The sequence below is a fragment of the Streptomyces sp. NPDC037288 genome, assembly GCF_055603265.1.
On record NZ_JBVJVY010000017.1, the window covers coordinates 25,981 to 41,150 of the forward strand.

8 protein-coding genes are annotated in these 15,170 nt (G+C 72.2%); 7 read left to right on the forward strand and 1 reads right to left on the reverse strand.

Features of this window, described 5'->3' with window-relative positions:
- Positions 1-259 precede the first annotated feature (259 nt).
- The 7 genes from ACZ7GZ_RS20335 to ACZ7GZ_RS20365 all read left to right on the forward strand — a co-directional run bounded on the left by ACZ7GZ_RS20335 (position 260) and on the right by ACZ7GZ_RS20365 (position 10,400).
- A complete protein-coding gene (locus ACZ7GZ_RS20335; RefSeq protein ID WP_471025965.1) occupies positions 260-1,345 on the forward strand; it encodes an S-(hydroxymethyl)mycothiol dehydrogenase in 1,086 nt (361 codons plus the stop codon).
- Positions 1,342-1,962, forward strand: coding sequence for an MBL fold metallo-hydrolase (locus ACZ7GZ_RS20340; RefSeq protein ID WP_471025967.1), 621 nt, complete (start codon positions 1,342-1,344; stop codon positions 1,960-1,962). Before ACZ7GZ_RS20335 ends, ACZ7GZ_RS20340 begins: the two co-directional genes overlap by 4 nt.
- A gap of 44 nt (positions 1,963-2,006) precedes the next feature.
- On the forward strand, positions 2,007-4,469 hold the full coding sequence (locus ACZ7GZ_RS20345; protein ID WP_471025970.1) for a GcvT family protein: 2,463 nt from the start codon (positions 2,007-2,009) through the stop codon (positions 4,467-4,469).
- 130 nt (positions 4,470-4,599) lie between these two features.
- Positions 4,600-5,730, forward strand: coding sequence for an aromatic ring-hydroxylating oxygenase subunit alpha (locus ACZ7GZ_RS20350; RefSeq protein WP_471025972.1), 1,131 nt, complete (start codon positions 4,600-4,602; stop codon positions 5,728-5,730).
- Positions 5,723-7,189 carry an aldehyde dehydrogenase family protein gene (locus tag ACZ7GZ_RS20355; RefSeq protein WP_471025974.1) on the forward strand — a complete coding sequence of 489 codons (1,467 nt, stop codon included), beginning with the start codon at positions 5,723-5,725 and terminating at the stop codon, positions 7,187-7,189. Before ACZ7GZ_RS20350 ends, ACZ7GZ_RS20355 begins: the two co-directional genes overlap by 8 nt.
- Positions 7,190-7,208: 19 nt before the next feature.
- On the forward strand, positions 7,209-8,777 hold the full coding sequence (locus ACZ7GZ_RS20360; protein WP_471025976.1) for an APC family permease: 1,569 nt from the start codon (positions 7,209-7,211) through the stop codon (positions 8,775-8,777).
- A gap of 72 nt (positions 8,778-8,849) precedes the next feature.
- Positions 8,850-10,400: a GMC family oxidoreductase gene (locus tag ACZ7GZ_RS20365; RefSeq protein ID WP_471025978.1), complete on the forward strand. Its 1,551-nt coding sequence runs from the start codon at positions 8,850-8,852 to the stop codon at positions 10,398-10,400.
- A gap of 3 nt (positions 10,401-10,403) precedes the next feature.
- Here ACZ7GZ_RS20365 and ACZ7GZ_RS20370 read toward each other — a convergent pair whose 3' ends face one another.
- Positions 10,404-15,134: a hypothetical protein gene (locus tag ACZ7GZ_RS20370; RefSeq protein WP_471025980.1), complete on the reverse strand. Its 4,731-nt coding sequence runs from the start codon at positions 15,132-15,134 to the stop codon at positions 10,404-10,406.
- Between the last annotated feature and the right edge of the window lie 36 nt (positions 15,135-15,170).

Genomic DNA, 15,170 nt, shown 5'->3' on the forward strand with positions numbered 1-15,170 from the left:
AGGGAGGCGGGGGGTCTGGGGTGGGGTGGCGGCGCGGTGGTATCACGGTTGTCGAAGGGCCTGCGGGACGCCGGCGGTGTGGCCCCACCCCCCCCCCCCCCCCCCCCCCCCCCGCCGCCGTGTGTCCGACGGGTTTCGCCCCACAGGTTCCTTTTGCCAAGGGTTAACGCGCACCTCTTGACGGCCGTGTGACGCCGTTCTCAAGATGTTCCCCATCGCGCAACCCATCGTGCAATGCGCAACAGCAGAGGAGCTTGTCGTGCCACACGAGGTCCGTGCCGTAGTCGCTGTCAAGAAGGGCGCACCCGTGGAGGTGCGGACGATCGTGGTTCCCGATCCGGGGCCCGGTGAGGTCCTGGTCCGGGTGCAGGCCTGCGGGGTGTGTCACACGGATCTCCACTACCGCGAGGGCGCGATCAACGACGACTTCCCGTTCCTGCTGGGCCATGAGGCGGCCGGCACGATCGAGGCGGTCGGCGCGGACGTCACCGACCTGCGGCCCGGTGACTACGTGGTGCTGGCCTGGCGGGCGCCCTGCGGCAGCTGCCGTTCGTGCCGCCGCGGCCGGCCCTGGTACTGCTTCGACTCCCGCAACGCCGCCCAGCCGATGACCCTGCCGGACGGCACCCCGCTCAGCAACGCCCTCGGCATCGGCGCGTTCGCCGAGAAGACGCTGGTCGCGGCCGGTCAGGCGGTGAAGATCGACCCTGCGGCGCGTCCCGAGGCGGCCGGTCTCATCGGCTGCGGGGTGATGGCCGGTTACGGCGCCGCGGTCAACACCGGCAACGTCGGCCGCGGTGACTCGGTCGCCGTCATCGGCTGCGGAGGCGTCGGCAACGCGGCCATCGCGGGTGCCTGCCTGAACGGCGCCATGAAGGTCATCGCCGTGGACATCGACGACAAGAAACTCGACCAGGCGGAGAGGTTCGGCGCCACCCACACCGTCAACTCCCTGGGCACCGACCCGATCGAGGCGGTCCGCGCCCTCACCGACGGTCACGGCGTGGACATCGCCATCGACGCGGTAGGCCGGCCCGAGACCTTCGAGCAGGCCTTCTACATGCGCGACCACGCGGGTCTGCTGGTCCAGGTCGGGGTGCCCTCACCCGAGATGAAGGTCGAACTCCCGCTGATCGACGTCTTCTCGCGCGGCGGCGCGATCAAGTCCTCCTGGTACGGCGACTGTCTGCCGAGCCGGGACTTCCCGTTCCTGATCGACCAGTACCTGTACGGCCTGCTCGACCTGAACGCGTTCGTGTCCGAGACGATCGGCCTGGAGCAGGTGGAGGAGGCGTTCGGGAAGATGCACCGGGGCGAGGTGCTGCGCTCGGTGGTGGTGCTGTGAAGGGCGCCGTACGCACCGAACGCGTCGTCACCCACGGCACCTTCAGCCTCGACGGCGACACCTTCGACGTCGAGAACAACGTCTGGCTGGTCGGTGACGACGAGGAGGTACTGATCGTGGACGCGGCGCACGACGCCGAGGCGATCCACCGCGCCACGGCGGGCCGCCGGGTCAGCGCCGTCGTCTGCACCCACGCCCACGACGACCACATCGACGCCGCGACCGCACTCTCCACCCGCACCGGCGCCCCCGTCCTGCTCCACCCGGACGACCACGAGCTGTGGTCCCACACCCACCCCGGCCGCAAGCCGGACGGCGAGCTGACCGACGGCCGCGTCCTCACGGTCGCCGGGATCGAACTCCGGGTCGTCCACACCCCCGGCCACACGTGGGGCAGCTGCTGTCTGTACGCCCCGGCCCTCGGCGCGGTCTTCACCGGCGACACCCTCTTCCACGGCGGTCCCGGCGCCACCGGCCGCTCCTACTCCGACCGCCCGACGATCGAGGCGTCCATCCGCGCCCGGCTGCTCACCCTGCCGGGCGGCACCGTCGTCCACACCGGCCACGGCCAGGACACGACGATCGCCGCCGAGCGGCCGAACGTCCCCGCCATCTGAGCGACTCCCCCGCACCTGCCATCCCCGCCACCACAAGGAGGGGCATGTCCAGCACCCCCGAAACCCGGTCCCAGGGCCCCCGCGTCGTCGTCATCGGCGCCGGTATCGTCGGCTGCTCCCTCGCCGACGAGCTGACCGCCCGCGGCTGGAGCGACGTCACCGTCCTCGAACAGGGCCCGCTCCCCGCCCCGGGCGGCTCCACCTCCCACGCGCCCGGGCTCGTCTTCCAGACCAGCCCCTCGAAGACCCTCGCGGAGTTCGCCAAGTACACCGTCGAGAAGTTCTGTTCCCTCGAGGCCGACGGCGTCCCCTGCTTCCAGCAGGTCGGCGGCCTGGAACTCGCGACGACCCCCGAGCGCCTGGCCGACCTGCACCGCAGGGCGGGTTACGCCGCGTCCTGGGGTATCCGCGGCGAGGTCCTGGGCCCCGCCCGCTGCAGGGAACTGTGGCCGCTCCTGGACGAGTCGGTCGTCCTCGGCGGATTCCACACGCCCGACGACGGCCTGGCCCGGGCCCTGCTCGCGGCCCGCGCCCAGATGGACCGGGCCACCGCGCGCGGCGCCCGCTTCCTGGACCGTCACACGGTCACCGGCATCGAGCAGGAGGGCGGCCGTGTCACCGCCGTGGTCACCGACCGCGGCACCTTCCCCGCCGACCACGTCGTCTCGGCGGCCGGTTTCTGGGGGCCGGTCATCGGCCGCATGGCCGGGGTCGACGTACCCCTGCAGCCGCTCGCGCACCAGTACGCGAGGACGAGGCCGCTGCCCGAGCTGCGGGGCGCCACGGCCGAGGCCTCGAAGCCGATCCTCCGTTTCCAGGACCGGGATCTGTACTTCCGCGAGCACACGGACCGCATCGGCATCGGCTCGTACGCGCACCGGCCGCTGCCCGTGGACCCGTTCGCCGTGCTCGCGTACGACGAGGCGCGCGCGCAGGACTTGGAGATGCCGTCCTCGTACCCCTTCACCGCGGAGGACTGGGCGCCGAGCTGGGAGGACTGCCGGCGGCTGCTGCCCGCGCTGCGGGAGACGGAGATCGAGACCGGGTTCAACGGCGTCTTCTCCTTCACGCCGGACGGCATGCCGCTCCTCGGAGAAGCCCGGCAACTGCGCGGCTTCTGGCTGGCCGAGGCGGTCTGGGTGACGCACTCGGCCGGGGTGGCGAAGGCGGTGGCCGAGTGGATGGTCGACGGGCGGCCCTCCGCCGACGTGCACGAGTGCGACCTCACCCGGTTCGAGGAAGCGCAGCGTTCACCGTCGTACGTCCGTGAACGCGGTTCACAGCAGTTCGTCGAGGTGTACGACGTCCTGCACCCCCTCCAGCCGATGGAACAGCCACGGCCACTGCGCGTCAGCCCCTTCCACGCCCGTCAGCAGCAACTCGGCGCCTTCTTCCTGGAAGGCGCCGGCTGGGAGCGTCCGCACTGGTACGAGGCGAACGCCCCGCTCGTGGACGCCCTCGACGGCCTCCCCGAGCGCGACGCCTGGTCGGCCCGCTACTGGTCCCCGATCGCCGCCGCCGAGGCGAAGGCCACCCGCGAGAAGGTCGCCCTGTACGACATGACCCCGCTGCGCCGCCTGGAGGTGACCGGGCCCGGAGCGCTCGCCTTCCTGGACCGCATGACCAGCAACAACCTGCGCAAGAAGCCCGGCGCGGTCACCTACTCCCTGCTCCTGGACGAGGCCGGGGGCATCCGCTCCGACCTCACCGTCGCCCGTCTCGCCCCCGACCGCTTCCAGGTCGGGGCCAACTCCCCCACCGACCTCGACTGGCTGCTGCGGCACGCGCCCGACGACGTCCGGATCAACGACATCACCTCCGGCACCTGCTGCATCGGCGTGTGGGGGCCGCTCGCCCGCGACCTGCTCCAGCCGCTCACCCGGGACGACTTCTCCCACGAGGGCTTCGGCTACTTCCGCGCCCGGCAGACGTACCTGGGGCATGTGCCGGTGACCGCGATGCGCCTCAGCTACGTGGGCGAGCTGGGCTGGGAGCTGTACACCACGGCCGACCTGGGCCTTCGGCTCTGGGACACGCTGTGGGAGGCCGGCCAGGAGCACGGCGTGATCGCGGCGGGGCGGTCGGCCTTCAACTCCCTGCGGCTGGAGAAGGGGTACCGCGCCTGGGGCACCGACATGACCGACGAGCACGATCCGTTCGAGGCGGGCGTCGGCTTCGCGGTCCGTATGGACAAGGAGGGCTTCGTCGGCAAGGCGGCACTGGAGCGGGCCGGAGAGCCCTCCCGCCGGCTCACCCCGCTCCTCCTCGACGACCCCGCAGCCGTCGTCCTCGGCAAGGAGCCGGTGTTCGTCGACGGCGCCCCGGCCGGCTACGTGACCAGCGCGTCGTACGGCTACACGCTCGGCCGCTGCATCGCCTACGCCTGGCTCCCGGCCGGCCTCGCCACCGGTACCGGCGTGCACATCGCGTACTTCGGCGAGAAGGTGCCGGCCACCGTCGCCGACGAACCGCTGTTCGACCCCAAGATGACACGCATCCGCCGTTAGGAGGCGCCCGATGTCCCCCTCACACGACGTCAACGTCATCGGTCTCGGCGGCATGGGCGGCGCTGCCGCGCGCCCGGTCAGCCTGTTCGACCCCGCCCTTCTCACCGTCGCGCCCGCCTGAGGAGCCCCCGTGACGACGACCCCGATCTCCCCGAGCCTCATCGCGACGCTTCCGGGCCACTACTACACCGACCCGGACGTCTTCCGGCAGGAGCAGGAGAACGTCTTCGAGTCCCTGTGGTTCTGCGCGGTCCGCAGCGCGGACCTGGACAGACCGGGCGCCTTCCGCACCGTCCAGGTGGGCCGCGAGAACGTCATCATCACCCGCACGCGTACGGGGGAGCTGCGCGCCTTCCTGAACGTGTGCCGGCACCGCGGTGCCCGGCTGTGCCTGGAGGAGTCCGGCGAGGTGCGCCGCGCTCTGCAGTGCCCGTACCACGCGTGGACGTACGACCTCGACGGCAAGTTGGTCGCCGCCCCCAACTTGATCAAGATGCCGGACGTTGATCGCGTCGAGTACGGGTTGATCAAGGTGGCCCTGCGCGAATGGCTCGGCTACGCCTGGGTGTGCCTCGCCGACGAACCGCCCTCCTTCGAGGACACCGTGATGTACGCGGCCGTGGAACGGCTCGGCGACGCCGCCGCCATCGAGCGCTACGGCACCGAGCGGCTGGCTCTCGGCAAGCGCATCACCTACGACGTCAAGGCCAACTGGAAGCTGATCGTCGAGAACTTCATGGAGTGCTACCACTGCGCCACGATCCACCCCGAACTCACCGAGGTCCTCCCGGAGTTCGCCGACGGGTACGCCGCCCAGTACTACGTCGGGCACGGCGCGGAGTTCGGCGAGCAGATCAAGGGCTTCACGGTCGACGGCAGCGAGGGCTTCGCCAGGCTCCCCGCGGTCGGCGCCGACCAGGACCGCCGCTACTACGCCATCACGATCAAGCCGGCCGTGTTCGTCAACCTCGTCCCCGACCACGTCATCCTGCACCGGATGTTCCCGCTGGCCGAGGACCGCACGGTCGTGGAGTGCGACTGGCTGTACGCGCCGGAGGTGGTGGCGTCGGGCGCGGACGTGTCGAAGTCCGTGGAGCTGTTCCACCGGGTCAACGTGCAGGACTTCGAGGCGTGCGAGCGCACCCAGCCGGCGATGTCCTCGCGCGCGTACCGCAGGGGCGGTGTGCTGGTCCCGAACGAGCACCACATCGGGATCTTCCACGAGTGGCTGCTGACCCGGCTGGGAGACGACCATGCCTGATCTCTGCATCGACGGCCAGTGGCGCAGCGCCCTGGACGAGCGCACCCGGGAGATCCGCTGCCCCGCCGACGGCACGCTGGTCGGTGTCGTGGACGAGGCCGGCGGCAAGGACACCGTGGAGGCGATCGCGGCGGCCCGGCGCGCCTTCGACACCGGTCCCTGGCCGCGTACGCCCGCCCGGGAACGCGGCGACCTGCTGCTGCGGGTCGCGGACCTGCTCGTCCGCGACAAGGACTCCCTGGCCCGCGCCGAGTCCCTGGACACGGGCAAGCGGCTGGTGGAAAGCGCGTACGACATGGACGACGTCGTCAACTGCTTCCGCTACTTCGGGCGGCTGGCCGCGAGCGAGACGGGGCGGGTGGTCGACACCGGCCGGGAGGGCGTCGAGAGCCGGGTGGTGTACGAACCGGTCGGCGTCTGCGCGCTGATCACGCCCTGGAACTATCCGCTGCTGCAGACCGCGTGGAAGGTCGCCCCGGCCCTCGCGGCGGGCAACACCTTCGTGCTGAAGCCGAGCGAGCTGACCCCGCACACCGCGATCCACCTGGTGCGGCTGCTGGCGGAGGCGGGGCTGCCGCCGGGCGCGGCCAACCTGGTGCTGGGCGCCGGTCCGGAGGCGGGCGCCCCGCTCGCCGAGCATCCGGACGTCGACCTGGTCTCCTTCACCGGCGGCCTGCAGACCGGCCGCCGGCTGATGGCGGCCGCCGCCGGGACGGTGAAGAAGGTCGCGCTCGAACTCGGCGGCAAGAACCCGAACATCGTCTTCGCGGACGCCGACTTCGACGCGGCGGTCGACATGGCGCTGACCGCCGTGTTCCTGCACTCCGGGCAGGTGTGCTCGGCCGGGGCCCGGCTGCTGGTCGAGGACGCGCTGCACGACCGGTTCGTGGCCGAGGTCGTACGCCGGGCCAGGCTGATCCGGCTGGGCGGTCCGTTCGACGAGCGGGCGCAGACCGGGCCGCTGATCTCGGCGGCCCACCGGGCGAAGGTCGAGGCCTATGTGGCCCGGGGCGTCGAGGAGGGCGCGGTGCTGCGGTGCGGCGGCGCCCGGCCCTCGGGCGCTGGTTACGACGAGGGCTTCTACTACCTGCCGACGGTCCTGGACGCGTGCACGAGCGGTATGTCCGTGGTCCGGGAGGAGTCCTTCGGACCGGTGCTGACCGTCGAGCGGTTCACCACCGAAGAGGAGGCCGTACGGCTCGCCAACGACACGATCTACGGCCTCGCGGGCGCCGTCTGGACCGGCGACGAGGCCAGGGCGGCCCGGGTCGCGGCGGAACTGCGCCTCGGCACGGTCTGGATCAACGACTACCACCCGTACGTGCCCCAGGCCGAATGGGGTGGTTACAAGCAGTCCGGGTTCGGCCGTGAACTCGGACCGGCGGGGCTCGCCGAGTACCGCGAGACGAAACACATCTGGCGCACCACCGCGCCGGCACCGCAGGGCTGGTTCGACTGACAGCCAGAGGAGTCCGCTCATGACGACCACCGAACAATCGCCAGGCCCCCACCACCACGACGATGCCGAACTCGCGGAGTTCGGCTACAAACCCGAGCTCAAGCGCACTCTCGGCAACTTCCACACCTTCGCCGCCGGGATCAGCTACATCTCGATCCTGACGGGCACGTTCCAGTTGTTCTACTTCGGCTACGGCAGCGGCGGTCCCGCCTACTGGTGGTCGTGGCCGATGGTGTTCGTCGGCCAGTTCGCGGTCGCCCTGTGCTTCGCCGAACTCGCCGCCCGCTACCCGGTGGCCGGCTCGGTCTACAACTGGTCGAAGAAGATCGGCAATCCGCATCTCGGCTGGCTGGCCGGGTGGATGATGCTGATCGCGTCCATCGTGTCCATCTCGGCGGTCGCGCTGGCCTACCAGTTGACGCTGCCGCAGATCTCGTCCACGTTCCAGTTCGTCGGGGACGGCACCGGCAAGTACGACGTGGCGACGAACGCGGTCGTCCTCGCGGCCGTGCTGATCCTGTTCACCACGCTGATCAATGCGTTCGGCGTCAAGCTGATGGCCACGATCAACACGGCGGGCGTCTTCATCGAGTTGATCGCCACGGTTGTGTTGATCATCCTGTTCGCCGTCCACATCACCCGCGGCCCCCAAGTCGTCATGCAGACGAACCACACGGGATCGGGTTACTCAGCGGGTTACCTCGGCGCCTTCCTGGTGGCCTCGCTGGCCTCGGCGTACGTCATGTACGGCTTCGACACCGCCGCCTCGCTCGGCGAGGAGTCCCTGGACCCGTCCCGGAACGCCCCGCGCGCCATCATCCGCGCGATCGTCGCCTCCTTCGTACTGGGCGGACTGGTCCTGCTGCTGGCACTGATGAGCGTCTCCAGCCTCAAGGGCGACAAGCTGTCGACGGACGGTCTGCAGTACGTCGTGCTCGACGTGCTCGGTCCGACGGCCGGCAAGGCGATGCTGTGGTGCGTGCTGATCGCGGTCACGGTGTGCGCGCTGGCCGTGCACACGGCGGCGATCCGGCTGGCGTTCGCCATGGCCCGGGACAACAACCTGCCCGCGTCCTCGCTGCTGGCCCGGGTCAGCCCGCGCTTCCAGACCCCGGTCCTGCCGGCCGTGATCATCGGCGTGCTGGCGCTGGCGATCCTCGTGGTCAACATCCGCCAGCCGCAGATCTTCACGGTCGTCACCAGCATCGGCATCATCATGATCTACCTCGCCTACTTGGGGGTCACCGTGCCGATGCTGGTGGCCCGGCTGCGCGGCAGGTGGCAGCCGGCGGGCGGGGGCCGGTTCTCGCTGGGCCGCTGGGGGCTGCTCGTCAACATCGTCGCGGTCGTGTGGGGCGCGGTCATGACGGTCAACCTGATCTGGCCGCGCGCCGCGGTCTACAACGCGAGCGCGCCCTACCACTGGTATCTGCGCTGGGGCGCGGTGCTGTTCGTCGCGGTCATCGCGGGCGGCGGCTTCGCCTACTACTGGTTCGTCCAGCGCCACCGCACCGGCGTGCTCGCCGAGCACCGCCTGGAAGCGGCGTCCGCCGCCTCGGCCCCCCTCGCCGCCCCGGCGGCCGACTGACCCCGCCCCCACCCACCCATTACGACCGATTACGACTGATTCCGGCTGAGTTCCGGCCGGCAAGGAGGTCATATGAGCATCGATGAGTTCGACTACGTGGTGGTCGGCGGCGGCACGGCCGGCAACGTGGTGGCGGCGCGGCTCTCCGAGGACCCGTCCGTGACGGTGTGCGTGCTGGAGGCGGGGCCGAGCGACGTCGGCGACGACGACGTCCTCAAGCTGGAGCGCTGGATGGGCCTGCTGGAGTCCGGCTACGACTGGGACTACCCGGTCGAACCGCAGGCCACCGGCAACAGCTTCATGCGGCACGCGCGCGCGAAGGTGCTGGGCGGCTGTTCGTCGCACAACTCCTGTATCGCCTTCTGGGCACCGGCACAGGATCTGGACGACTGGGCGGCCCAGGGCTGTACGGGCTGGAGCGCGGCCGACCTGTTCCCGCTGTACCGACGGCTGGAGAACAACGACGCGCCCGGCGACCACCACGGCCGTACCGGCCCGGTGAAGCTGCGCACCCTGAAGGGCGGCGATCCGTGCGGCGCCGCCCTCCTGGAGGCGTGTGCGCAGGCGGGCATACCCACCGTCCCGTTCAACACCGGGAAGACGGTGGTGCGCGGGGCCAACTGGTTCCAGATCAACTCCGACGAGAACAACGTCCGCCAGTCGTCCTCGGTGGCCTATCTGCACCCGGTCATGGGCAAGCGTCCACATCTGGACATCCGTACCGGAGTGCGCGCCAAGAAGCTGGTGCTGGAGGGCCGGCGGTGCGTGGGCGCGGAGTACCTGGACCCGGACCTGGTGCACACCCGCACGGTGCGGGCCCGGCGCGAGGTGATCGTCTCGTGCGGCTCGATCGACTCCCCGAAGCTGCTGATGCTGTCCGGCATCGGCCCGGCCGGACATCTGCGCGAGGTCGGCGTGGACGTCGTCGTCGACTCCCCGGGCGTCGGCGAGAACCTCCAGGACCACCCCGAGGGCGTGATCATGTGGGAGGCGAAGCGGCCCATGACCACCACGTCGAGCCAGTGGTGGGAGGCGGGCATCTTCTACGACACCGAACCGGGCCTGGACCGGCCCGACCTGATGTTCCACTACGGCTCGGTTCCGTTCGACATGAACACCGCACGCTGGGGCTACCCCACCTCGGAGAACGCGTTCTGCCTGACGCCCAATGTGACCAAGGCGAAGTCGCGCGGCACGGTACGGCTGCGGACCCTGGACTACCGGGACAAGCCGAGGGTGGACCCCCGGTACTTCACCCACGAACACGATGTGCGGGTGATGACGTACGGACTCAGGCTGGCCCGCCGTATCGCCGCGCAGCCGGCGCTGAGCGGCTGGACGGGCGCTGAGCTGGCGCCCGGCCCGGATGTCCGCACCGACGACGAACTCCTGGACTACATCCACAAGACGCACAACACCGTCTATCACCCGTCCTGCACGGTGAAGATGGGCGCCGCCGGTGATCCCTCGGCCCCGCTCGACGCGCGGCTGCGGGTCAAGGGGGTCGAGGGACTGCGGGTCGCCGACGGAGCGGTGATGCCGGACCTGATCGCGGTCAACCCGTGCATCACGACGATGATGATCGGCGAGAAGTGCGCGGATCTGATCAAGGAGGACCGCTGACGGCTACGCCGGCTTCTTGAACATCCGGGTCGCCGTGATCTCGCTGTGCACCGCTTCTCCGGCCCGGGGCTGCTGGGGCAACCCGGGCCGGAGGTGTTCCTCCACGCTGATGTACTTCAGGCCCGCGCGCAGGTCGGCGTCGTTGCGCAGGCGGATGACCAGCGGGAACTCGGCCAGCGCGGTCGTGTCGAACAGGCCGGTGGTGTACAGCAGCTGTACACCGAGCGCGTCGGACACGGCTCGCTGCAGCTCCAGCAGGTAGGTGGCGTTGGCGCGGCCGATGGGGTTGTCGAGGAACAGTGTTCCGGCATGCCGGTGCTTGTCCCTCCCCCGGTCGTTCGAGCGAAGCGCGGCCATCGTGCAGTACAACGCGATGGCCGCCGTGAGCAGCTGACCGCCCGAGAACACGTCGCCCATCTGTCCGACGGGCACCCGCTCGGCGCGCAGTACGGCGTCGGGCTTGAGGATCTCGACGGCCACACCCTTCGGCTGCAGCGCCGCCGCGACACCGCGCAGCAGCAGCGACATGCCGTCGCGGCGCAGGTCGGAGTTCTTCTTCACGGCCGCGCGGGTGGCCTCGTCGATGACCTCGCCGAGCCGTTCGGTGAGCGTGGCCTGGTCGGGCTCCTCGAAGCGGATGCGCAGGAACTCCTGCCCGGACCACTCGCCGAGGCCTTCCGGCAGACGGGAGAGCCGCTGGGCGGAGCGCAGGGTCGCGAGGGCGGACTCCACCAGGCCCCGCAGGCGGTCCACGATCGAGTCGCGGTTGCGCTCCAGTTGCGCCAACTCGTCGGTCAGCACGCGCAGTCGGGGCGCGAAGGCATCCGCCCACTTCTGCGCGTGCTCGGGCAGCGCGGAGGCGGGCAGCTCGCGGATCTGCTGCCGGGCGGGGGTACGGACCTGCTCGTAGCGCGTGGCGTTGGCGTGCCGGACGAGCACGTCGCTCGCCTCGCGCACGGCCGCCTCGGCGGCGGACAGGTCGGCGGCGCAGCCGCGCAGCGAGCGACGGGCCTCGGCGGCCGAGTGCCGGGCCTCCTCCAGGCTGCCCGGGTACGGCTCCGGCTCCTCCTGCTCCTCCTCGGTGGCGTGCTCGCGCAGCAGGTCGCGGAGCATCGCGGCGATCTCGTCGAAGCCGCCGGCCGCGTCCTCGGCGGCCCGGTGGGTCTCCAGCAGCTCGGCGTGCGCCTCGCGGGCCCCGGCCAGCGCCTCGGCACGGGCGGCGAGTTCGGTCGTGGCGGTACGCAGGAGGGCCTGGGCGTGCTCGGCGTCGCGCGGGGCGAGTTCCTCGGGCAGCTCGGTGTGCGCCTCGCCGTCCCCGGGGGCATGCCGCTCGGCCTCGCCGCGCAGCCGGCCGAGCTGCTCGCTGGCGCTCGACGTGCGGGTCTCCAGGAGCTGCACCAGCTCCTCCGCGCGCGCGGCCGCCGCCTGCCGGGAGGGCCCGTCGGAGCCGTCGGGCGACTGAAGCAGCTGCTCGGCGCGCGTGCGGACCTTGTTGCTGAGCCGGTCGAGTTCGGCGCGGGCGCCGCTCTCGTCGCTCTCCGCGCGGGCCTGCTCGGCACGCAGGTCGGCGCCGACCCCGACCTTCTCGTACACCTGGGAGGCGGCCCGGTAGGCCTCGCGGAGGGCGGGCAGGGACGCCTTGGGGGCGTCCGCGTCCTCGGCCGGTACGTCGTCGGGCGCGCCGGCGATCTCGGAGCGCTCGGCGCGCAGGGCACGCGCGGTACGGCGGGCGTCGTCGGCGGCGCGCTGGGCGGCGCGGCGGTCCTCGTCGGCGGCGCGGGCGCGCTCCAGGCAGGCCTGGGCCCGGGCCTCGGACTCGGCGGCCTCGTCGGCGAGTTCGCGCAGTTTCACCTGCCAGCCGGCGCGCTCGCGGAGCCGGTAGGCGAGTCCGGCGAGGGCGTCGGCGGCACGGCGGGCCTTCTGCGCGGCCTCCTGCCGCTCGTCGCGGACCCGTACGGCCTCGGCGGCGGCCTCGTCGGCCTCCGCGCGCAGGGTGCGCGCCTCGGCCAGTTCGGCCTCCGACTCCTCGGCGAACGCACGGGCTTCCTCGGCGGTGCGGCCCAGTTCGGTGAGACGTCCGGCGGGGCAGCCGGTGCGCCAGGAGGCGAGCCGTGCGGCCAGTTCACGGTCCTTGCCGAGACGGGCGGCGAGCGCGCGGATCTCCTCGTCGCGCTCGGTGGCCCGCGCGCGCAGCGCCTGGCGTTCCTCGTCGGCGGCGTGCTCGTCGTGCATGGCCGGGTTCGGCGGCACGAGGAAGACGTCACCGGGGGCGGCGCTGTCGGCGGGGGTGGGGGCGAGCAGGGCCGCGGCCGTGCCCACGGCGACGGCGGAGCGCGGCAGCAGGGCGGCGTCGGCGAGCGTCTCGCGGGCACGCGCGTGCGTGTCCGGGTCGGTGATGACCACACCGTCGACCAGTTCCGGACGGGCGGCGAGCACGCGTGCGTGGTCGGCGGGGTCGACGGCCTGGGCGAGATAGCGCCAGCCGGGCAGTGCCGGGATGCCGTGCTCGCCGAGGAACTCGACCGTGGCCAGGACGTCCGGACCGGGCGGCAGCAGTCCGCCGTCGCCGAGCGCACCGAGGATCCGGGAGTCGTCAGCGGCGGCGGTGCGCAGCTCGAAGAGGTGGCGTTCGGCGGTCGACACGGCGTCGTCGAGAAGCTCGCGCAACTCGTCGGCGAAGCGGTCGAGTTCCTCCGCGGTGAGGGTGCCTCCGGCAGGGCCGGGGGTGCCGTTCGCGCCCGGTCCCGTCTGCTCCGCGGCGCCGTGCCGCCCGTCCGCGGAGCCCTCGCCCGCGTCAGTCGCGCCGTCGCGCGTGCCGCTCCGGGCGCCCATCGCGTCGTCGGCCCCGGACCGGGGCCCGGGCACTGCGGCGTGTCCGGCCGCGAGCGCACCCGGCAGGCTCAGCAACTCCGCCAGGCGCTCCTCGGCGGCCAGGGACTGGGCGAGACGCCGCTCGGCCTCGTAGGCGCGCTCGGCCGCCGTCGCGGCGTCCGCCGCGCGGGCCGCCGTCAGTTCCGCGCGGGACTCGGCGGAGGCCGCCTCGCGCGCCTGCTCGGTGACCTTGCGGGCGGCCTCGCGGGCCGCGTCCCAGGCGGCGACGGTGGTCTTCTCGGCGTCGCTGGCGGCGAGTGCGGCACGGGCCGGGTCGGCGTCCGCCGCGCTGTCGTCGAGCCAGCCGGCGCGCACCGCCTCGGCGGTCTCCTGCTCGACCTCGGCGAGGCGCTGGCGCAGATGCCCGGCCTCGCTGCGGGCGCGCTGTGCCTCGGTCGCGGCGGTGGTGGAGTCGCGGTGGGCGAAGTCGCCGGCCTCCTGGAGCGCGGCGGAGCGCTCCTCCTCCTCGTTGGCGAGGGCCTCGGCGTTCTCGGCGGCCGTGTGCAGGGCCCGTACGAGGTCCACGGCGGCCTTGGCACGGGCGGCGAGAGCGGGGGCGGCGTCGCGCTCCGCCTCCTGGATGGCGGCGGAGACGCGCGCGACGCGGTCGGCGGCGGCGCGGTGGCGCAGCACGGCCTCGGCGGCCTGCCAGGCGGAGTGCAGGGTGCGGGCGTCGGCCAGTTCCCGCTTCTGTGCGGCGGCGGACTTCTCGGCGGCGGCCAGCGCCAGGGAGGCGTGCCGGTAGGCGAGTTCGGCGGCGATCAGGGCGCTGCGCTCCCGCGCGCCCTCGCAGTGCGTGACGGCGTACGCGGCGGCCGTGACCCGCTGGGCGAGGTCGGCGGCCCGGACCCGCTCCCGCACGGCCCGGGCGGACAGCCGCCGGGCGAGGGTGCGGGTACGGCGCTCGGCGCCCGCGTGCACGTCACGCGCGCGTGAGCGGGCGTCGGCGGCCTCGACGATCCGCCCGAGCAGGTCGACCGACCCGGCGGTGAAGTCCCGTTCGGCGATCAGCTCGGCGCGTCGGCCCAGCTTGTTGCCGAAGCCGCTGACCAGGTCGGCGAGGCCGTCGGTGTCGCGGGTGTCGGTGACGGCGCGCAGCAGCAGGTCGGTGAAGTCGGAGTCCTTCTTGACCGCGAACAGACCGGCCGCCTCGCCCTCGTCGGCGTTCATCTCCCGCTGGTAGCGGAAGAGTTCGGGGTCGAGGCCGAGGTCGCCCAGGTGCTCGATCCACCGGTCGTGGATCTCCTCCCAGTGCACGTCCAGGTGCGGGTAGGCCTTGCCGGCTTCCATGAGGGCGTCACGGAAGCCCTTCATGGTCCGGCGGCGTCCCTGCGCGCCCGAGGTGCCCTCGGCGGAGGGCCGTACGGCGGTGGACTCGGCGACGGGCAGGTTGTCCAGGCTGAGCCCCGGCCCGGGCCGGAACGAGTACCAGGCCTCGGCGAACTTACGCGGGTCGTTGGACACCTGCCGTCCGCGCCATTCGCTGACCTTGCCGACGACGACGCACTCGCCCGTCTGCACATGCTGCCACTCCAGTGCCACATGGCCGCAGTCGTCGGCGAGCAGGAACTTGCGCAGCACACCGGAGCTGGCGCCGCCGAGGGTGTTGCGGTGGCCCGGCAGCATCACCGAGAAGATCAGCTTGAGCAGTACGGACTTGCCGCCGCCGTTCTCCAGGAAGAGCACGCCGGCGGGCGCGGGCCGGCGCGGCGGGCCGGACGGCTCCTCCTCGAAGAGCTCCGCCTGCGCGGGCGCCGGGTCGGGCACGGGCTCGCCGACGCCCCGCAGGTCAAGCACGGTGTCGGCGTAGCGCGCACCGGCGGGTCCGATGGAGTAGAGGCGGACCCGGGACAGCTCGTACATGGCGGACTCTCGTCGTAAGTCTTCGGAAAACGTGCG

Bases quoted from the DNA above. Each gene is read 5' to 3' on its own strand.
- ACZ7GZ_RS20360 (WP_471025976.1), top strand. From the start codon at position 7,209: ATGACGACCACCGAACAATCGCCAGGCCCCCACCACCACGACGATGCC.
- ACZ7GZ_RS20345 (WP_471025970.1), top strand. From the start codon at position 2,007: ATGTCCAGCACCCCCGAAACCCGGTCCCAGGGCCCCCGCGTCGTCGTC.
- ACZ7GZ_RS20370 (WP_471025980.1), bottom strand. From the start codon at position 15,134: ATGTACGAGCTGTCCCGGGTCCGCCTCTACTCCATCGGACCCGCCGGT.
- ACZ7GZ_RS20355 (WP_471025974.1), top strand. From the start codon at position 5,723: ATGCCTGATCTCTGCATCGACGGCCAGTGGCGCAGCGCCCTGGACGAG.
- ACZ7GZ_RS20365 (WP_471025978.1), top strand. From the start codon at position 8,850: ATGAGCATCGATGAGTTCGACTACGTGGTGGTCGGCGGCGGCACGGCC.